The following is an 18,553-nucleotide window of genomic DNA, read 5'->3' on the forward strand; positions in this document are numbered from 1 at the left end:
AACGAGAAGAAAGGGGGAAACGTCAGATGCCTGAGGAGAACGGCGGGGCCCGCCCGGCCCGCGACACCGCGAACCAGGCACCCACCGACCCACGCCACGCGCGGTCCTCGACCCGCGCCACCGGACAGGGCCGACGCAGAATCACCGCATGGGGAACGACGGCCGACACGGCCGGCTGCTCGGGCTGCACCCCCCGGAAGATCCGGGGCGGCACCGAGCAGTCCTGGTCCGCGGCCGCCTGCGAGACGGCCTGCGCCAGCCCGCCATGGCCCGCCGCCGAGGCCGGCCGGGAGGCCGGAGCCAGCCCCAGCATCCCCAGCACGGCCAGCAGGACCACCAGCCGCAGAGACCGCTCTGCCCGCACCGGGGAAGCCGCGACGGCACACACGGCCATGTCCGCCCCCTCGCCCGCCGGAAACCCAGAAGTGATCAGCCTACCCGCGCCGACCCGGCACCACCCGGGGACGCGGCGCAGCCCCCTCATCCCCTTCCCCGACACCTCCTGCGCCATCCCCGGCCACGGCCGGTTCAACCGATGCTTCTTCGGAGCGCAGGCGGGGAGCGTCGAGGCGGAGGCTGTGCCCGGGCCCTACTCTCCGACCTCTGGACACTTGAGACAAATCCGTGCCATTGTTTCATGCCGAAGGAAAAGGGAGCGGGCATGGCGACCTCGGAGCCGTCCGGAGACGGGAGCGAAGCACCGGAGGCCGGTGCGGTGCCACTGGGCCCGAATTCGCTGCTGTGGCGGATCGCGGGCGACCTGCGGGCGGCCGCTCCAGGCGGGGCGACCGGACTGTTGCAGCTGATGTATCCCCCGCTGGGGACGGCGGTGGCCGAGCAGTCAGGGTTCTTCGACGACCCGTTCGGCCGGATCTGGAGATCGGTCCCGCAGATCTGGGCGACGATCTTCGAACCCGACGGCCCCGACCGCGCCCGCCGCATCCGCGACCTGCACAAGGACATCAAGGGCGTGGACTCCTCGGGCCGCCGCTTCCACGCCCTTGACCCCGAGACCTTCTGGTGGGCGCACGCCACGTTCACGTGGCACATGTTCCGTACCGCCGAACTGTTCTTCCCGGCCGACTGGCTGAGCGACGCCGACAAGGAGCAACTGTACGCCGAGACCGTCACCTGGTACGCGGGCTACGGGGTGACGATGCGGCCGGTGCCGGCCGACTACGCCGCATTCCAGCAGGCGTTCGAGGCGTTCTGCGCCGAACGGCTGGAGCTGACCGCTCCCGCCGAGCAGTCGATTCACATCGCCCGCACCGTCGGGATCGGGAAGGTGCCGTTCATCCCGTCCGTTCTGATCCGGGCCCAGCGGCCGCTGCTGCGGCGCTTCGGCACGCTGATCGCCGTCGGGTGCCTGCCCGAGCAGGTCAGGAGGAGATTCGGGATCGCCTGGAGCCAGGCCGAGCAGCGCCGCTTCGATCGGATGGCCGCGGCCCTGCGCGTTCTCACCCCGCTGATCCCTCCTCACCTCAACCGCTGGTGCCTGCTCACCACGATGCGTCTCATCGGCGTCAAGACCCGCAAAGAACGCTACGTGCCCCATTCCTGAGCAGCGGCCTGGAACCCACCACCACGCACGAACCCCACTCCTCCGAACCCACGGACCTCGCGACAAGGCCATCACCGGAGAAGACCTCCAAAGCCCGGTCGGCCTGGCGCTCACTGACCTCCACCAGCAGATGGCCTCCCGGCACCAACCAACCCGACGCCTCCCCGCTCACCCGGCGCAGGACCTCCAAACCGTCCACGCCACCGTCGAGCGCCACCTTCGGCTCGTACAACCGAGCCTCCGTCGGCAACGAACACACCGCACCACTCGGTACATACGGAACATTCGCCAGCAGGATCTCGACCCGGCCCCGCAACACCCCCGGCAACGCACCGTACAGATCACCCTCATACACCCGGCCACCCACCCGACCCACATTGCGCCACGCACACCGCACCGCCGTCGGCTCCACATCCGCGGCGTGCAACTCGACCCCCGAAACGGCCTCCGCCAACGCGACGCCCAGCGCACCCGAACCACAACAAAGATCGACGACCACGGCGCCCGGACGAGCCAGTACGACCGCCTCATCGACCAGGAACTCCGAACGGCGGCGAGGAACGAACACCCCCGGATCCACCTCGACCCGCAGACCACGGAACTCCGCCCAGCCCACGACCTGCTCCAACGGCAGACCCTCGACCCGGAGCCGGATCAGGCCCTCCAACCCGGCCTCATCACCGGCCGCCGAGACGAGCAGCTCCGCCTCGTCCTCGGCGAAGACACAACCGGCCGCACGCAACCGCGCGACGACACGGGACAGAGCAGCAGAAGAAAGAGGAACAGCCACGAGAACGCCTTCCGAAAAGGGGCGTCCTCCCTGTCACCCGAGCCGGCGGACTCCACGGCCGTCAGGTGAGAACACCCCGCTCCAACCAGCAGTAATGGGTCTCACCTCCTCGCACGTCCCGCCTGAGAGCACCCACCCTACCGGAAGAGATCATCGGCACGGCGGGCTTTCCCCACGTCCTACTGCTTGTAGTTCTCCACCTCGTCCACCGGACGGGCCAGGATGTGCTCGGCGCCGCTCCCGGCCCCGGCATCACGGGCCGCCCGTCGCTGGCGCAGGAGATCCCAGCAGACGTCCAACTGCTCCTCGATCCCCTTCACCAGCGACGCCCTATCGGGATCGTCCGACTCGCGCAGTCGATGCTCCTCATCGATCATCCGCCTGATCCGATCCATGATCTGCTCATCGCTCATGGAACACCTCATGCCCCGACGGCCTCCGGACAAGCTCTTTCGTTGATGAGTCTTTAGTCCTTTTTATGGTTTTTTGTGGGGTTACCCACCTGACGCCTTTACGTAGTAAGGTAAGAAAGGAACCTGCGGACAACCGATCGCGCCGAGATTGATCATGGCTCTGCGAGCCCGGTGGTCGGCCGTCTAGGGTGATGGCATGACACGTGGGTTCGAGGTGGTGTGTGAGATCGAGCCGCCGACCCGGCCGGATCTCCGGCGGGTGCGGCACCAGATCGGGGTACTGGACGCCGTCGCGGACGCGTTCTTGATCCCCGACAACCACATCGGGCGGGCGACGGTGTCGAGTGTGGCGGTCGCGCACGAGGTGCAGGCGATGGGAGCGACCGGGATCGCCTGCCTGAACGCCCGCGACCGCAACCTGCTCGGCTTCCAGCGGGACCTGCTGACCGCCGCCGCCTACGGCGTCCAGCGGTTCCTGTTCGTCTACGGCGACAAGCCCGCCTCCGGCAACCGCACCGGCGAACTCACCGTCCGGTCCATGCTCGACCAGGCCCGCGCCGCGACCTCCGACCCCGTCTTCGCAGGGCATCCGCGGTTCCAGATCGGTGTCGCCTCCGGCATGCGGCCCCTGCCCGCCTGGAAGCAGCAGGCCGACTTCGTGTTCGCCCAGGTCAGCTACAGCCTGGATGACCTGCTGCGGTGGCGTGAGACCGTCACCATCGACGTACCCGTCTACGCCGGAGTGATGGTCCTGGCCAGCGCGACCATGGCCCGCAACCTCGCCGCCACCATCCCCGACATCACCATCCCCGACGCACTCGTCCAAGCCGTGGAACACGATCCCGACGCCGGCATCGCCGCCGCCTGCGAACACGTCCTGGCCATCCGCGACAGCGGCGCCTTCGACGGCGTCCACCTCGTCCCCGTCAGCCGATACCGCCAGACCGCCGCCCGCCTCGAACCCCTCCTCCGCAAGCCTCCCGGGAGTCCCTGATGACCTCCAAGGCGCGGACGGGCTTCGCGGCGGGGTGTCGGGATGAGAGTTAATCCCGACACCCTTCGAGAGCACCGCAACGCGATCATTACCTACCTGGCGGTTGGAGACACGTTCGGGAGCGGAGGTCCTAGCTGGAACGGCTGCGGACACCGTGGCGCCGACGCACAGCCGTTGGCCTTGGTCGGTGCCAGGCGGGTTCAGGTACAGCCCTCGATCCCTTCTTCCAGCAGATAAGTGTCCTTCTCCTCGATCCAATGGCCACCGTCGAGAGCTTCGAGGCTCACCCCGCTATGGCCGCCGAAGGGCCAGCCGTAGTAGACGTTCTGGTACTTCTGGCGAGTTCCCTCGCCGGTCACCTGGAAGGGCTTGGCGCCATTGCCGACGAGCTGGGAGGTGGGCTTGCCGTCCACGATGAGGTCGAACCCGAACTGGAGGTCGCCGAAGCGGGGTGGCCCGCCGGGGCCATCTTCGAGGCGCCGGGCGACCGGCTCTCCCTGATCCAGCTCGAACCCCATGGTCAGGACGGCGTCGCCGCCTTGGTTCGTGCCCCTGAACAACGTGCCTTCGTACAACGGCTGTGTGCAGGCGGCCGTGCCAGAACTCTTACCAGCCTGCTGCGGTCAGGGCGGCGGCCAGCCGAGGGGCGATCACGTCGGTGGTGGCCAGTGCGGCGATGTGGTCCAGGCCTTCGAACTCGATGACCTCGAAGCCCGCGTGGCGCAGCTGCTCGGTGTGTTCGGTGACGCGGCGGGCGATGGCGCTTCCGCCGGTGTAGTCGTACATGCGGCATTCGGGTTCGCTGTCCCGAGAGCCGTACCACAGGATTTTCGGGCCCTTGAGGGCCTGGAGCGCCGGGATGTCGTCGCGTTCGGCCCACGCGCGGTACAGCAGGATGCCCAGGTGCTGCTCGTTCGCCTTGTCCTGGCGTCCGGCCTGAAGGAAGGCGGTGCGGGCTCCTTCGACGTAGCCGAGCCAGTAGCCGTGGTCGCTCAGCAGCGGAAATCCGCCGATCATGAGGCCGGCCGCCCGGGCGGTGGCAGGGGCCAGGAATCCCGCCAGGGCGGCCATGCCCGAATAGCCGGCCAGGACGAAGTCGCCCACGCCCGCGGCGTCCGCCACGGTGTGCAGGTCGGCGATCTCCAACTCCAGCGGGTAGGTGCTCCAGGCGGTCGGGTCCCAGGGTCCGCCGGCCTCTTCCTCGGTCTCCATCGCACCGACGACCTGCCGGGGTTTGTAGCGCACCACCCGATATCCGTGCGTGGCCAGGGCGGAGGCCAGCGCGGAGTGCTCGGCGCGCATCCGCGAGGGGAAGACGATGCCGGGCCCTTCCCCCTGCGCCTCGTACCACAGCGTGTATCCGTCGTCGGTCACGGTCGTGGCCATCACGCTCCTGTTCACTCGGCCCGGTATCGCGATGATGATCTCGAATGTCCGCCTCGACCGGGTCGGGGAACACGCGGCGTCCGGCAAGCCGTCGCTGGCCGCAAACGGCCATGGTGCCCCATGCGCCACGACGAACGGTCCGCGTGAAGCGCGGCCGCCGTCGCGCCGACGCTCCAGCCGCCCGGCCGAGCGCCATCCCAGATACCGGGCCGCCTGCTGAAGGTTGTCTTGGGAGAGATACGCACCACCTACGGCCTGTTGTGCGCTCACAGTGAGCGACAGTTCTGATGTTCCGTCTGTCTGTAAGGGTGGCGGGGCCGGGCGGCTACTCAGTGGCCGTTCGAGGTGATTTTGCTCGGAGCGAGTAGAGGATCGGGAGGTAGGTGTCGCCGAACGGGAACCGGCAGGTGCCGTCGGGTCCTTGGGGCAGGATGCGACGGCCGGGGAATTCGGCCTCGGTGTGTTCGCCGAGGCGGTCGATGATCAGTCCCGCTCCGGCGGCAGCTGTCACGATCTCGCCCACCGAGTGCGGGTACTGGACCACCTCCTGCGGGGCCATCGGCAGGTCCGGGTCCGCATACGTGCCCGCTACGACCTCACGTTGGGGCTGTCCTCCGCCGTAGGGCCAGTCGGCCACGAGCGGCTCGTAGGTGGCCAGGGTCTGGTAGGCGGGATGCAGGTCGACCAGCACCAGCCTTCCACCCGGCCGCAGCGCCATCGCCGCACCGCGCATCCACGCGTCAAGGTCCCCGATCCAGCACAGCACCCCGTAGGTGGCGATCACGAGGTCGAACCCGCCCGCCAGGTCGGACGGCAGGTTCTGCGTGTCCGCCTCGACGAAATCGGCGGTCAGCCCGGCGAGCTCGGCCAGCTCGCGTGCCCGGACGATCGCCGTCGACGAGAAATCCACCCCGGTGACCCTGGCACCCAGACGGGCCCAGTTGAGGGTGTCCATGCCGAAGTGGCACTGCAGATGCAGCACGTCCTGGCCGGTCACATCACCGGCCAGTTCCAGCTCGATCCCGTAGAGCGTCTGCCGGCCCGCCAGGAACGAATCGACGTCGTAGAGCGTGTCGTTGGGGGTCGTGCCATGCGCCTGGGCACGGGCATCCCAGAAGGCGCGGTTCACGGCGAGCCCGTCGGGAGAGTTTCCGTTCATGTCCGCAGTGTGGCAGGCCGCCGTGGGTCCCGCGCAGCCTCACCTCACCCGACTGCGCGTCTTGATGCCTGCTCAGCGACGCAGCGGTGGCGGCGATGTTGAAGACGCGCATGAGGTGGACGGGGTCGGCGGTGTGCTTGGCGGGCGTTCCCCCTCAGTAAGAACGACTTGTCTCGGCAGCATCGCCAGCCGGTCCCCGCTGGCCTTGCGGCGCGCGGGGCTGATCAACCTGGTCGCCATGAGCAGCGCGAACAGATCGAGGGCGTCGTCGATCGCCTCGGCCTCCAACGACCGGGTCACCGCCACCAGAGTCGCCGTCCGCCGCGGCTCGTGCAGCCTGGCCAGCAGCGGAGTCTTGCCGCCCGCCCATACCGGGCCAGGGTCTTCATCCGCCGGACCGGCACCTTGGACACTTCCACCCGGCCCAACTCGAACCTGGCGATGTCATCCACCCGCTTCAACGCCCGCACCAACTCCGAGAACCGCGCCCCCTCCGGAACCTCCAACAGCCCGAACAACGCCCGCGGCAACCCCGAATCCGCACGAGATGCCTGCCGCGCCACCGTCGCGAACAACCGCTCATCGGCCTCTTCCCGGACCGTGCCGACCAGTCGCTCCAACACCGTCACCCCCGGCAGCAGGACCCGGTTGCGCCACAACCACGCCGTCGGCCCCTCTGCGTGCGTCCACGCCCGCCTGTGAAGGAACGTCAAGAACAGCCCCTTGTACCGGACCGGGCAGATCTGGATCGCCCCCCAGACGATGCGCATCCTGACGCGAACGCGAGATCACGTTCCGATCGAACGCATCCAAGAAGAAGAACTTCTCCAGATCCGACAGCGACGGCAGCTCCTCGAGGCTCCCATACACAGCCCTCTGCTCATCAGACAAGAACTCCGCAGGTTCCTCGACCCCGTTCACACCGGGTAGGCCCTGTCCGCCCGGCTTGACACCCCGTGGGAGATAACCGTTAGATATAGGCTAACGGTTATCTGGAGGGGATCGTGCAGCAAGAAGTGGTGCTGGCGATGCTGGCCAAGGAGCCCTCGCACGGGTACCAGCTGCGTGCGCGGTTGCGTGACGCGCTCGGCCCTCTCGGTGAGGCGATGAACGCCGGGCACATCTACGTCACACTGACCCGGCTGGAGAAGGCCGGCCTGCTGGCGGTCGAGAGGTCCGCCGGGGGCGCCGACCGGCCGGATCGCAAGGTGTACACGCTCACTCCCGACGGCCAACAGCGAGTCGCCGAGTGGATCGCCGAGGTGAGTTGGCCGAGACCCGACCTCGCGGAGTTCCATCTCAAGCTGATCGCGGCCGCGTCGGGCGGGCTGGCCGACCCCCTCGCCATCGTCGACGCCCAGCGCCGCGAACTGCTGCGCCGACTGCGTGACACCCAGCTCGCCGCCATGGCCGAGCCGGACGGCTCGAACGCGGCTCTGTTGTTGGAGGGCATCGCGCTCCGGCTTCAGGCGGACCTGCGATGGCTCGAGGCATGTGAGAAGAACTGGACCAAGCGGAGGAACGGATCATGAGTAACGCCGTCGGCACGTCCGTGCTCTGCGCCCGCGGGTTGCACAAGAGGCACGGTGAGGGGGAAGGGTCGGTGCGTGCCGTCGACGGGGTCGATCTCGACATCGGCGCGGGAGAGACGGTGGCGGTGATGGGGCCCAGCGGCTGCGGGAAGTCCACGCTGCTGCACCTGCTCGGGGGGCTGGATCGGCCATCGGGTGGAGAGGTGTGGCTGAACGGCCGCCGCATCGACGACATCAGCGAAAAGGCCTTGGCCAGGGTGCGGCGGACCGATGTCAGCTATGTCTTCCAGTCCTTCCACCTGATGGAGGAGCTCACCGCCGTCGAGAACGTCGAGATGTCAGCGCTGCTCGCCGGACGCTCGCCGCGGACCGCACGGCGGCGAGCGGAGGAGCTGCTGGATCGGCTCGGGATCGCCGACCGGTCGAAATCCCTGCCCTCCGCGCTCTCCGGCGGCCAGCGGCAGCGGGTCGCGGTCGCCCGGGCGCTGTGCAACGAACCGCTGGTCGTCCTCGCCGACGAACCGACCGGAAACCTCGACAGCACCGCCACCCTGGACGTCCTCCGGCTCTTCAAGGACCTGCACGAATCCGGGCAGACGCTGGTCGTCGTCACGCACGACGCGCGGATCGCGGCCACCGCGGACCGGATGTTCTCGATGCGCGACGGCGTGCTCGTGGACGAGACCCGGCTGACCGGTGGCACCACCGGTCAGCTCGGGGCGCTCATCGGACTGGAGGACTGACCGGAATGGGGCGAATCCTCCTTGTGGTCCGCCTGGCCCTGCGCGACCTCCGCCGGCGTCGCACCGAGGCCGCGTTGCTGCTGACCGCCATTCTGGCCGCTACCACGACGCTGACGCTCGGGCTCGTCCTGCGCGACGCGGCCGGCGACCCGTACGAGAGCACGCGGGCGACGACCAAAGGCCCCGACGTGGTCGCCAACGTCGCCAAGGCCGCCGACCTCGCCGACCTTGAGAAACTGGCCACCGCCTCCGGCGTGACCGAACACAGCGGACCGTACCCCGTCGTCGCGGAGAAGATCGAGGCGTCAGGCCGGACGTCGGACGTACAGGTCGAAGGGCGCGACGCCGCTGTCGCGGCGGTCGATCAGCCCGCGGTGACGCGGGGCGGTTGGGTCAGCGATGGCGGCGCGGTACTCGAAGCCGCCTTCGCCGACTCGCTCGACGTGGGCGTGGGCGACTCGGTCACCCTGGGCGGCAGGTCGTTCAAGGTCGTCGGCGTCGCGGTCACGGCCGCCATGCCGCCCTATCCCGGAGCGTCCTGCATCGTCTCGGCCGGCTGCGTCAACGGCGTCATCCCCAAGGACCGGAACCTGCCGGCGGGGTTGCTGCACAATCCCGGGCTGGTCTGGCTCACCCAGGCGGATGCGCGGAGCCTCGCTCCGGACCAAGGCACCCTGTCCTACGTGATGAACCTGAAGCTGGCCGACCCGAACGACGCCCAGGCGTTCGCCGACCGGAACGGCGGCCCCGCCGACACTGTGATCATGCGGACCTGGCAGAACATCCTCGCCGACGCCACCGACCTGGCCCGGGACTCCCAGATCCTGCTGCTGATCGGCTCCTGGCTGCTCGGCCTGCTCGCCGTGGCCGGCCTCGCGGTACTGGTCGGCGGCCGGATGGCCGATCAGACCCGACGCGTCGGACTCCTCAAAGCGGTAGGCGGCACCCCTGGTCTGGTCGCCGCCGTGCTGCTCGCGGAGTATCTCCTCGTGGCCGTCGTCGCCGCGGCGGCCGGGCTGGCGATCGGAGCGCTGACCGCTCCATTGCTCACCGAGTCCAGTGCCGGCCTCGTCGGCAGCGCGGGGACGGCGTCGTTGACCTGGTCGACGATCGGTCTGGTGACGGCCGTGGCACTCGGCGTCGCGATGGTGGCGACCGCTGTTCCGGCCGTGCGCGCGGCCCGTTCCAGCACCGTCAGCGCACTGGCCGACGCAGCACGCCCTCCTCACCGCACCGGTTGGCTGATCGCTCTCTCGAATCGGCTGCCCGTCCCGCTGCTGCTCGCTCTGCGGATCGCAGCCCGCCGGCCGCGACGTGTGGTGCTGAGCGTGGTCAGCATCGGGGTCACGGTCAGCGGGATCTACGTCCTGCTGGTGCTCGACGCCTTCCTCGAAACCCAGCCGGGCTCCGGCGGATACAGCGAGGACCAGGTGGCGACGTTGCGGCACGTGCTCCTGCTCTGGACGGTCATCCTGCTCGCACTGGCGGCGGTCAACGCCATCGTCATCACCTGGGCGACGGTGCTCGACAACCGGCGTTCCTCCGCGCTGGCCCGCGCCCTCGGCGCGACCCCTGGTCAAGTGAGTGCGGCGCTGGCGGCCGCTCAGGTGCTCCCCGCGCTCGCCGGCGCCATCGTGGGTGTTCTCCCGGGAGGCTTCGCACTGTTCCACGCGATCAACGCGATCACCGGCGGCGACAGCGGCAGGGCCACGCTTCCCCCGCTCTGGCAGCTGCTCACCCTGGTGCCGGCGACCGTGCTCGTGGTGGCGGCGCTCACCGCGGTCCCCGCCCGCCTCGGCGGCCGCCGTCCCGTGGCCGAGACACTCCAAGCCTGACTTGCTCGATGCTCCAGATGCCCTGCGCGAGTGGCTGCGGCGGGCCCTCAGGCCGCTCGGGAAATCGATGGCCGCGCAGACCTCAGGGGGCCAGGCCGGATTCGTAGGCGCGGATGACCAGGTGCACGCGGTCACGGGCTTGGAGCTTGGAGAGCAGACGGGTCACGTAGGCCTTGACGGTGGCGACACTGATGTGGAGGCATTCGGCGATCTCGGGGTTGGAGAGGCCGGTGCCGATGAGGACGAGGACCTCACGTTCACGGTCGGTGAGACCGGCGACCGGCTTCGGCCTGCGGGGCGGTGACGCGGGGCGGGTGGCGAACTCGGCGATCAGGCGGCGGGTGACGCTCGGGGCGATCAGGGCGTCGCCCGCGGCGACCACACGGATCGCGTTGAGGATTTCCGGGAGCGCCATGTCCTTGACCAGGAAGCCGGATGCTCCCGCCCGCAGCGCGCCGTACACGTGGTCATCCTCGTCGAACGTCGTCAGCACGACGACCCGGGACGGGCCGCCGGCAGCCGCGATGATCCGTGTCGCCTCGATACCGTCCATGCGGGGCATGCGGATGTCCATCACGACGACGTCGGGCAGCAACTCCCCGGCCAACCGGACGGCTTGCTCCCCGGTTTCGGCCTCGCCTGCGACCTCGAGGTCGGCGGCGTCCGCTATCACCATCCGGAGCCCGGCCCTGATCAGCGGCTGGTCGTCGGCCAGCAGGACACGGATCATGGCACCGGGAGGATGGCGGCCACGCGGAAGCCACCACTGGGACGGGGCCCGGCGGAGAACTCGCCGTTCAGCAGGCTCACACGTTCGCGCATCCCGACGATGCCGTAGCCCGTGCCGCCGTCGCCGCCCCGGCCGGAGTCGACGACCTCGATGGCCAGCTCGCCGTCGCGTTGCTCGATCAAGACGCTGCAGCGCGGGGTCCGCGCGTGGCGGACGACGTTGGTCACCGATTCCTGGATGATGCGGAACGCCGACAGGTCGATCTCGGCGGGCAGCGCGCGCCGCCGTCCCCGCCAGCGCACGTCGACCTGGACACCCGCGGCCGCGGTGGACGCGGCGAGCCTCTTCACGTCGGCCAGCCCTGGAGCGGGTGCGGCCGACGGCTCGGCCTGGCGCAGCGCCCCGAGCATCCGGCGCAGCCCCGCCAGTGTCTCGCGGCTGGCGTTCTCGACGGCGTCCAGTGCTTCGCGTGCCTGCTCGGGACGGGTGCCGATCACCATCTTCGCCGCTCCGGACTGAATCGCGATGATCCCGATGGTGTGCGCGACCTGGTCGTGCAGCTCACGTGCGATCCGCAGCCGTTCATCGGTGATCGCCTGCTCCTGCAGCGTCCTGGTGTGTTCACGTTCCTGCCGCACCGAGACCCCCGCCAGCCAGACGACGACGGCCGTCAGAGCGACGACCAGCAGTTCCGACGTCCCGATCACGAACCCGAGCGCCAGCCGTACCCCGGCGAAGACCGCCAACGTCCCCACCGCGAGCAGCAGGGCGACGGCCGAGTCCTGCCGCGAGCGCCTGACGGCGGTGAACGCCAGCGCGACCTCGACCGGCAGGAACTCGGCGAACGTGATCTCCGAGGAGTTGAGCGCCATCGCGATCGTCACCGCCCCCGCCAGCAGCAAGGCCAGCGACGTCGACCAGCGGCGGCCGAGCAGCGCGCATCCGGCCATGGTGAGGGGCACGGCGATCAGCAGCGTCACCAGGTTGGAGGGCGGCAGGTCCGCGATGCTCCCGCCGGGCCCGAACTCGTCGTACTCGCCCGGCAGCCGGATCCCGCCGATCCAGATGTGGGCGAGCGCCGCGCACCAGGCAAGGGCCGCCCAGATCCCGGGCGGCACACGTCTGAGCAGGGGCCGAGCGTCCATGCCCGTGATCGTATGCGCGCGGGTCCGCCCCGCGCATCGGCCCGCGGTCGTACACCCGGGGTAGATGCGGTGTGGACGACGGTCCGATGTGTCCCGGCTTCGCGCTCGGGCAGCGTGGACGGCATGATCGAAGCGCATGAACTGACCAAGAGATACGGACGGACGACGGCCGTCGACGGTCTGAGCTTCCGTGTGCGGCCCGGGGTCGTCACCGGCTTCCTGGGCCCCAACGGATCCGGGAAGACCACCACGCTGCGGACGGCTCTCGGCTTGAACAGGCCCACGGCCGGCAGTGTCACGATCGGCGGGCGGCCGTTTCGGGAGCGCAGGCGGGGGATGCGGCACGCCGGAGCTCTGCTCGACGCCCAGGACGTTCATCCCGGGCGCAGCGCGTACGCCCATCTTCGGGCGCTGGCCTGCGCGAACTCGATCCCGCGCGGCAGAGTCACCGAGGTGCTCGAGGAGGTGGGTCTCGCGGCCGTCGCCCGACGCCGTGTCGGCGGGTACTCGCTGGGGATGAAGCAGCGGCTGGGGATCGCGGGCGCGCTGCTCGGCGACCCGCCCGTGCTGCTGTTCGACGAGCCGCTCAACGGCCTCGACCCCGAAGGAGTGCTCTGGTCGCGCGGGCTCTTCCACCGGCTCGCCGCCGAGGGCCGCACGGTGTTCGTCTCCAGCCATCTGATGTCGGAGATGGAGCAGACCGCCGATCACCTCATCGTGATCGGGCGCGGGCGGCTGATCGCCGACGAGCCGCTGGCCCGGTTCGCGGCCCGCGGCACCCGGCCGAGCGTCACCGTCCGTACGCCCGACCCCGGCGCGCTGGCACGGGCCCTGCGGTCCGAGGGCGCCGCGCTGGAAACACGGGGGGACGGCTCATGCACGGTGACCGGCCTCAGCACGGACCGGATCGCCGAGATCGCCCTCGATCATCGGATCGTCCTGCACGAGCTCGTTCCCCGCGGCTCCTCGCTCGAGGAGGCCTTCCTCGAACTCACCGCGGACAGCTCCGACCACCGGGCGGGAGAGAGCGGATGAATCGCCTCATCGCCGCCGAGTGGATCAAGTTGTGGTCCCTCCGGTCGACCTCTCTCGTCCTGCTGTCGGGCGCGCTGGTGATCATCGGGATCACCGCGAACTCGGCCCGCTCCAACGTCGATCTCATCCGTCGCTCCGGCAGCGAGGAGCAGCGGTCGTTCATCGACCCGATGCACGCGGCCTTCATGCCCGACGCCTTCCAGATCCTCATGCTGATCGCGGGCAGCGTCGGAGCCATCACGATCTTCGGCGAGTACACCAGCGGGCTGATCCGGACGACCTTCGCCGCGATCCCGGCCCGCCACGAGGTCGCCGCAGCCAAGATCATCTTGATCGCGGCGGTCATGTCGGTCCTCGGGGCCGCGGTCGCGGCCGCGTCCTTCGGGATCACCCAGGCGATCTACGGCCAGGAAGGCGTCGGGATGCCGTTCGGCGCGCCTGGAACGGCACGGGCCATCGCCGCCTCGGCGCTGCTGGCACCGCTGAGCGCGCTGGTCGGCATGGCGCTGGGCGCGATGATCCGGCACGCGACCGGAACGATGGTCTCGCTCGTCGGGCTGCTCTTCCTGCTCCCGGCGCTGGTGCGCGGGGAGACCTACCGCTGGGTCGCCGAGATCGGCAACGCCATGCCGATCTCCGCATGGAGCGCCCTCACGGACAATCCCGCCCGCCCCGACCACCCGGCGAAGTACCCGGTGACGCTCGCCGAGGCCTGGACCGTCTTCGGCGCTTGGGCTCTGGTCGCGGTGGTCGTCACCGTGCTCGTCGTTCGCCGGAGGGACGTTTGAGCAACAGGCCCGGCGCCTTTACCTAGTAAGGTTCAGGGAGTCCGATCCCCCGCCTTGATCTGGAGAAGAGTCGATGGGCTATCTGCAGGAGATGTTCGGTCTGGACGGGCGAGTGGCCCTGGTGACCGGGGGGAGCTCCGGGATCGGCCGGGGCATGGCCGTCGCGTTGGGACGGGCCGGGGCGAAGGTCGTGGTGGTCGCCCGGAGCGAGGACGCGCTGCGCGACACCGTCGCCGAACTGCGGTCCCATGGCTGCGACGCCGCTTACGTCAGCGCGGACCTCGGACGCGGGGACGAGATCCGGGAGGCCTCGGAGCGGGCCGTCGAGGCGTTCGGGGAGATCGACATCCTGGTGAACTCCGCCGGGGTCAATCCCCGCCCCCACATGGACGTGCTCACCGAAGACGAGTGGGACCTGGCGATGGACGTCAACCTGCGGGCGCCGTTCCTGCTGGGGCAGCGGTTCGGGCCGAGAATGGCCGGACGTGGATGGGGACGCATCATCAACGTCGGATCCCAGCAAGCGTTCCGGGCGTTCTTCAACAGCGGCGCGTACGGGGCGTCCAAGGGAGGCCTCATCGCTCTCACGCGGTCGCAGGCCGAGGCCTGGTCGCCTTCGGGGGTGCGGGCGAACACCATCGTGCCCGGGTTCGTCATCTCCCCGCTGACCGCTCAGGCGTCCGCCGATCCGGAGTTCTGCGCGCGGATGGAGGCCCGCACCATGATCGGCAGGAACGGACTGCCCGCCGACTTCGCGGGAGCCGCCGTCTTCCTGGCCTCCCCCGCCGCCGATTACATCACCGGGCAGTGCCTGTTCGTCGACGGAGGATTCTCCAGCCACTGACGTCAGCGGCCCAGGCCGGCCTCGCGGGCGCGGACGATCGCCTGGGCGCGGTCGGCCACCTGCAACTTGGCGAAGACGTTCGAGACGTTGTTGCGGACGGTCTTGGGCGACAGGTACAGGCGGGCCGCGATCTGCGGGTTGGACAGGCCCGCGGCGATGAGGTCGAGCACCTCCCGCTCCCTGGCCGTCAGCGCCGGGAACGGTTCCTCCATCGGCTGGCGGGTGCCCGCCAGCAGGGTGAAGTAGCGGGTGACGCGGGCGGCCAGGGCCGGGCCGAAGATGACCTCGCCGTGCGCTACCGCGGTGATGGCCCGCAGGATCTCCTCCTGGTCGGCGCCCTTCACCAGGTAGCCGCGCGCGCCCGCCAGCATCGCAGCGAAGACGCTCTCGTCGTCCTCGTGCATGGTCAGGACCAGGACTCCGGGAGGGGACTCCCCCGCGACGATCCGGCGGGTCGCCTCGATGCCGTCCAGGCGCGGCATCTGCAGGTCCATCACCACCACGTCGGGGCGCAGCTCACCGGCCCGCTCCACCGCCTCCCGGCCGTCGCGGGCCGTCCCGACGACCTCGACCTCGCCGGTGGAGGAGAGCATCAGGCTCAGGCCGTCCCGATACACCGGATGGTCGTCGGCGATGAGGACGCGAGGGGTCATACCGCTCCTTTCGCTGCGGGTACACGGTCCATGATGACAGGGATGAGGGCCTCGACCACGGTTCCTCCCCCCGGGCCGGGACCGATCGAGCAGTGCCCTCCCAGCTCCTGCGCCCGCTCCCGCATCGCCACCAGCCCCACCCCGACCAGCGCCCCCGGCCGCACGCCCAGCCCGTCATCGCGGATCTCCAACCGGACGGCGCTCTCACCGGCCTCCAGCCGCACCGTGCAGCGGTCGGCCTCGGCATGCCGGACGACGTTGTTCAGCGCCTCGCCGACGATCCGGAAGACCGCCACCTCCACCGCGGCGGGCAGATCGGCCAGGCAGCCCTCCGCCGACACCCGGACCGACGGACGCCCGCCGCCGAACCTCGCCGCCTGCTGCTCGATCGCGCCGAGCAGACCGAACTGGTCCAGGGCCGGAGGGCGCAGGTCGTGCACCAGGCGCCGCACGTCGGCCAGCACCGCCGACAGGTCGCGGGAGACCTCCACCAGCGTCCGGTCGGCGGCGGAGGGATCGCGGGGGGCCAGGTTCCGCGCCGCCTGGATCTTCAGGCCCGCCGCCGCCAACGCCGGGCCCAGCCCGTCGTGCAGGTCGCGGCGCAGCCTGCGGCGCTCCTCCTCGACCCCCGTCACCAACTGCTCCCTGCTGCGCTGCAGCTCCTCGGTGAGAGCGGTCGCGCGGGCGGCCGCCGCGGCCTGCCGGACGACGTCGGCCAGCAGGCGCTGGTCCAGCTCCGACCCGCGCGAGCCGGGGCGGGGCACCAGCGCCAGCCTCCCGATCGGGACGTCCCGGTAGGCGAACGGCAGGAGCACCACGTCCTCGCGTGCCGTCCCCTCCTCCACGATCACCGTCGTGCCGTCGGGGCGGTCCAACTCCACCCGCACGTAGGGCGAACGGAACACCGAGGCCACGCCCCTCGCGGTCTCCTGCAGCAGTTCGTCCGGGCCCGGAGACTCCTCGAGCCTGCGGGCCAGCACCGACACCACGTCATACGGATCGGCACGGCCTTTGAGGATGCGGTCGACCAGCCGCTGCAGCCGCACTCGCAGCGGCGAGTACAGCACCGCCACCACCCCGGCGGCCAGGACTCCCGCCAGACGGTCCTCCACCAGGGCGTTCGCGGCGACGAACACCGCCAGGTCGACCGCGACGACGACCGCCGCCAGCGCGCCGTACAGGAGGGTCGTGCCGATGAGCTGGTCGATGTCGTACAGCCGGTACCGGGTCACCGCGACGATCACCGCGGCGGCCAGGAAGACGTTCTCCAGGATGAAGACGACCTCGACCGACCAGCTGAAAGCACCTTCCGGATAGCCGAACATCCGCTGCAACAGCATGGTGCCCAGCATCGCCACGACCGTGGCCAGCCCGGCGAAGAGCATCCAGCGCAGCTGCGCCCTGCGTTCGGTGTCGGCGCCGCGGAACCGGCTGAAGAAGACCGCCACCGAGAACACCAGCGAGAGGCTCGCGCCGACCTGGAACACCGCCGGACCCGCCTCGACCCAGAACTCCCTCAGCCACCCCGGCTGCCACACGTCCAGGGTGAACCGCGCCAGCTGCGGGATGAGCGGCTCTCCGACGGAGAACACCGACCACGGCACCAGCAGGATGTAAAGGATCGCGACGGACATGCAGGCGAGCGCGACGAGCGCGGGGATCCGCCACCGGCCCGTCGGCGGCCTTCCCGTGGGGAACAGCACCAGCAGGGCCGGGATGACGACGTGGATGACCGGCCCGAACCTGGAGCCGGTGAAGACGAACAGGCCGGTCAGCGGCAGCGTCCCGTCATGGGCCAGCAGCGAGTACGGGGCGTAGACCGCGCCGAAGGCCGCCAGCAGCGAGCTCGTCCCGCCGAGGACCAGCAGCCAGGCCAGCCAGTGCCGGGGCAGCCGGACGGCCAGCAGCGCGCCCGGCAGCAGCAGCGCCAGGCCCGCGCCCGAGGAGCCCCAGTGGATCCAGTCGAGCGGGTAGGGCACCGGGCCTTCCGGGACGATCTGCGACAGCCGGGCCGCGGCCGCGGCCAGCGCGGCACCGCACAGCGCCAGCAGCAGCGCCGTGGCGCGCAGGACTCGGTCCAGCACCGGGTTCCGGGGGGCGGGGGTTCTCACCCTACCACCGTGCCATGCCGGAAAGCCCCCGGTCTCGTGATCGGTGTCCCTTTCCCCCGGGACACGGTGTCCCTGATGTCCTCTCCCCGATCAGGGACCGCGACGGGCAAGACGGTACCTGGCCGCCCGGGACTCCGGGTCGGGACGGTGGAGACCGGACGGCAGGGCGCCGTCCGGAAGGAGGAAACCCCATGTCCATCCGTGTGGAACGCAGCGAGGTCCATCCGTCGAAAACCATGCCGGGGCGCGGGCCCGCCGCCTGGCACACCCGGCTCGCCGGGCTCGCCCTGGTCGTCGGGCCGCTGGTCTGGGCGTCGTCGTTCATCACGAAGCCCGAAGGGATGAAGGACGACGAGGTCTACGCCTACGACATGATCACATCGGTCTTCTACCTGCTGGGGCTGTTCGGGCTCGCCTCGGTGGTGCTGGCCGCCCGCGCCACCGGGGACCGCAAGGGCAAAGCCTTCCCGATCATCCCGATGGTGCTCTTCCCGGTCGCGATGGCCAGCAGCCTCGGCACGGCGCCCTATGAGACCTACAAGGAGGTGCCCGCCTGGGCGACGATCACCGATCCGGCCTGGCCGCTGTCGCAGATCGCGATGTTCGCCTCGGCCGTCGCCGTCATCAAGGTCGGCCGCTGGCGGGGGCCCGCGCGGTGGCTGCCGCTCGCCGGCTCGTTGTGGCTGGTGGTCGCCATGGTCGCCAAGATCGCCTTCGGCGACAAGGTGATGGCGTACGCGTTCACCGGCTGGATGCTCGTCACCTACACGGCGCTGGGCGTGGTGTTCCTGCTGCGGCCGGAGGCGGCCCGCTCCTGAGGAGCCGGAACCTCCC

The 18,553-nt window shown here is 70.1% G+C and carries 21 protein-coding genes and 1 pseudogene; 10 read left to right on the forward strand and 12 right to left on the reverse strand.

Annotation, left to right across the window (positions count from 1 at the left end; translation table 11 throughout):
* Positions 1-22 precede the first annotated feature (22 nt).
* Positions 23-394, reverse strand: a complete 372-nt coding sequence (locus ABGB12_RS12730) for a hypothetical protein (RefSeq protein ID WP_347677260.1) — start codon at positions 392-394, stop codon at positions 23-25.
* 267 nt (positions 395-661) lie between these two features.
* On the opposite strand from ABGB12_RS12730, the gene ABGB12_RS12735 reads away from it, so the two are divergent.
* Positions 662-1,561 (forward strand): oxygenase MpaB family protein, encoded by a 900-nt coding sequence (locus tag ABGB12_RS12735; RefSeq protein ID WP_347677262.1) that lies wholly within the window; start codon positions 662-664, stop codon positions 1,559-1,561.
* On the opposite strand, the gene ABGB12_RS12740 is transcribed toward ABGB12_RS12735, so the two are convergent.
* Positions 1,524-2,351, reverse strand: coding sequence for a putative protein N(5)-glutamine methyltransferase (locus ABGB12_RS12740; RefSeq protein ID WP_347677264.1), 828 nt, complete (start codon positions 2,349-2,351; stop codon positions 1,524-1,526). The two genes, ABGB12_RS12735 and ABGB12_RS12740, sit on opposite strands and share 38 nt — an antisense overlap.
* Before the next feature lie 179 nt (positions 2,352-2,530).
* A complete protein-coding gene (locus ABGB12_RS12745; RefSeq protein WP_347677266.1) occupies positions 2,531-2,764 on the reverse strand; it encodes a DUF2630 family protein in 234 nt (77 codons plus the stop codon).
* A gap of 196 nt (positions 2,765-2,960) precedes the next feature.
* Between ABGB12_RS12745 and ABGB12_RS12750 the strand changes: the two genes are divergently transcribed.
* Entirely contained in the window at positions 2,961-3,758 is a 798-nt protein-coding gene (locus tag ABGB12_RS12750) for a methylenetetrahydrofolate reductase (protein ID WP_347677268.1), read from the forward strand.
* A gap of 200 nt (positions 3,759-3,958) precedes the next feature.
* Here ABGB12_RS12750 and ABGB12_RS12755 read toward each other — a convergent pair whose 3' ends face one another.
* From ABGB12_RS12755 to ABGB12_RS12770, 4 genes are all read right to left on the reverse strand, one after another.
* Entirely contained in the window at positions 3,959-4,318 is a 360-nt protein-coding gene (locus ABGB12_RS12755) for a hypothetical protein (protein WP_347677270.1), read from the reverse strand.
* Positions 4,319-4,364: 46 nt separating this feature from the next.
* On the reverse strand, positions 4,365-5,144 hold the full coding sequence (locus ABGB12_RS12760; RefSeq protein WP_347677272.1) for a hypothetical protein: 780 nt from the start codon (positions 5,142-5,144) through the stop codon (positions 4,365-4,367).
* Between the two features lie 325 nt (positions 5,145-5,469).
* A complete protein-coding gene (locus ABGB12_RS12765) occupies positions 5,470-6,303 on the reverse strand; it encodes a class I SAM-dependent methyltransferase (protein ID WP_347677274.1) in 834 nt (277 codons plus the stop codon).
* 72 nt (positions 6,304-6,375) lie between these two features.
* Positions 6,376-6,603 (reverse strand): hypothetical protein, encoded by a 228-nt coding sequence (locus tag ABGB12_RS12770; RefSeq protein WP_347677276.1) that lies wholly within the window; start codon positions 6,601-6,603, stop codon positions 6,376-6,378.
* Between the two features lie 141 nt (positions 6,604-6,744).
* Between ABGB12_RS12770 and ABGB12_RS12775 the strand changes: the two genes are divergently transcribed.
* Positions 6,745-7,005, forward strand: coding sequence for a hypothetical protein (locus tag ABGB12_RS12775; protein WP_347677741.1), 261 nt, complete (start codon positions 6,745-6,747; stop codon positions 7,003-7,005).
* Between the two features lie 63 nt (positions 7,006-7,068).
* Here ABGB12_RS12775 and ABGB12_RS12780 read toward each other — a convergent pair.
* Positions 7,069-7,224, reverse strand: a pseudogene (locus ABGB12_RS12780) (hypothetical protein); the annotation flags it as partial.
* 83 nt (positions 7,225-7,307) lie between these two features.
* Here ABGB12_RS12780 and ABGB12_RS12785 point away from each other — a divergent pair.
* Genes ABGB12_RS12785 through ABGB12_RS12795 form a run of 3 tightly spaced genes read left to right on the forward strand, consistent with a single transcriptional unit; the run spans position 7,308 to position 10,413 of the window.
* Positions 7,308-7,835, forward strand: coding sequence for a PadR family transcriptional regulator (locus ABGB12_RS12785; protein ID WP_347677278.1), 528 nt, complete (start codon positions 7,308-7,310; stop codon positions 7,833-7,835).
* Positions 7,832-8,578, forward strand: a complete 747-nt coding sequence (locus tag ABGB12_RS12790) for an ABC transporter ATP-binding protein (RefSeq protein WP_347677280.1) — start codon at positions 7,832-7,834, stop codon at positions 8,576-8,578. Before ABGB12_RS12785 ends, ABGB12_RS12790 begins: the two co-directional genes overlap by 4 nt.
* 5 nt (positions 8,579-8,583) lie before the next feature.
* Positions 8,584-10,413 carry an FtsX-like permease family protein gene (locus ABGB12_RS12795; RefSeq protein ID WP_347677282.1) on the forward strand — a complete coding sequence of 610 codons (1,830 nt, stop codon included), beginning with the start codon at positions 8,584-8,586 and terminating at the stop codon, positions 10,411-10,413.
* 82 nt (positions 10,414-10,495) lie between these two features.
* Here ABGB12_RS12795 and ABGB12_RS12800 read toward each other — a convergent pair whose 3' ends face one another.
* Entirely contained in the window at positions 10,496-11,143 is a 648-nt protein-coding gene (locus ABGB12_RS12800; protein ID WP_347677284.1) for a response regulator transcription factor, read from the reverse strand.
* Positions 11,140-12,288 carry a histidine kinase gene (locus tag ABGB12_RS12805; protein ID WP_347677286.1) on the reverse strand — a complete coding sequence of 383 codons (1,149 nt, stop codon included), beginning with the start codon at positions 12,286-12,288 and terminating at the stop codon, positions 11,140-11,142. The genes ABGB12_RS12800 and ABGB12_RS12805 overlap by 4 nt, the downstream gene beginning before the upstream one ends.
* A 123-nt stretch (positions 12,289-12,411) precedes the next feature.
* On the opposite strand from ABGB12_RS12805, the gene ABGB12_RS12810 reads away from it, so the two are divergent.
* From ABGB12_RS12810 to ABGB12_RS12820, 3 genes are all read left to right on the forward strand, one after another.
* Positions 12,412-13,323, forward strand: a complete 912-nt coding sequence (locus tag ABGB12_RS12810; protein WP_347677288.1) for an ATP-binding cassette domain-containing protein — start codon at positions 12,412-12,414, stop codon at positions 13,321-13,323.
* Positions 13,320-14,111 (forward strand): hypothetical protein, encoded by a 792-nt coding sequence (locus ABGB12_RS12815; protein ID WP_347677290.1) that lies wholly within the window; start codon positions 13,320-13,322, stop codon positions 14,109-14,111. The genes ABGB12_RS12810 and ABGB12_RS12815 overlap by 4 nt, the downstream gene beginning before the upstream one ends.
* A 73-nt stretch (positions 14,112-14,184) precedes the next feature.
* Positions 14,185-14,955 carry a glucose 1-dehydrogenase gene (locus ABGB12_RS12820; protein ID WP_347677292.1) on the forward strand — a complete coding sequence of 257 codons (771 nt, stop codon included), beginning with the start codon at positions 14,185-14,187 and terminating at the stop codon, positions 14,953-14,955.
* Between the two features lie 2 nt (positions 14,956-14,957).
* Here ABGB12_RS12820 and ABGB12_RS12825 read toward each other — a convergent pair whose 3' ends face one another.
* Together ABGB12_RS12825 and ABGB12_RS12830 are read right to left on the reverse strand one after the other, a co-directional pair.
* The gene (locus ABGB12_RS12825) at positions 14,958-15,608 is read right to left on the reverse strand and encodes a response regulator transcription factor (protein WP_347677294.1); all 651 of its coding nucleotides are present in this window, start codon (positions 15,606-15,608) and stop codon (positions 14,958-14,960) included.
* Positions 15,605-17,719 carry a sensor histidine kinase gene (locus ABGB12_RS12830; protein ID WP_347677296.1) on the reverse strand — a complete coding sequence of 705 codons (2,115 nt, stop codon included), beginning with the start codon at positions 17,717-17,719 and terminating at the stop codon, positions 15,605-15,607. Before ABGB12_RS12830 ends, ABGB12_RS12825 begins: the two co-directional genes overlap by 4 nt.
* Positions 17,720-17,910: 191 nt before the next feature.
* On the opposite strand from ABGB12_RS12830, the gene ABGB12_RS12835 reads away from it, so the two are divergent.
* Positions 17,911-18,537 (forward strand): hypothetical protein, encoded by a 627-nt coding sequence (locus ABGB12_RS12835; protein WP_347677298.1) that lies wholly within the window; start codon positions 17,911-17,913, stop codon positions 18,535-18,537.
* Positions 18,538-18,553: the final 16 nt, after the last annotated feature.

The sequence above is a fragment of the Actinocorallia sp. B10E7 genome, from assembly GCF_039871655.1.
Lineage (GTDB): Bacteria > Actinomycetota > Actinomycetes > Streptosporangiales > Streptosporangiaceae > Actinocorallia.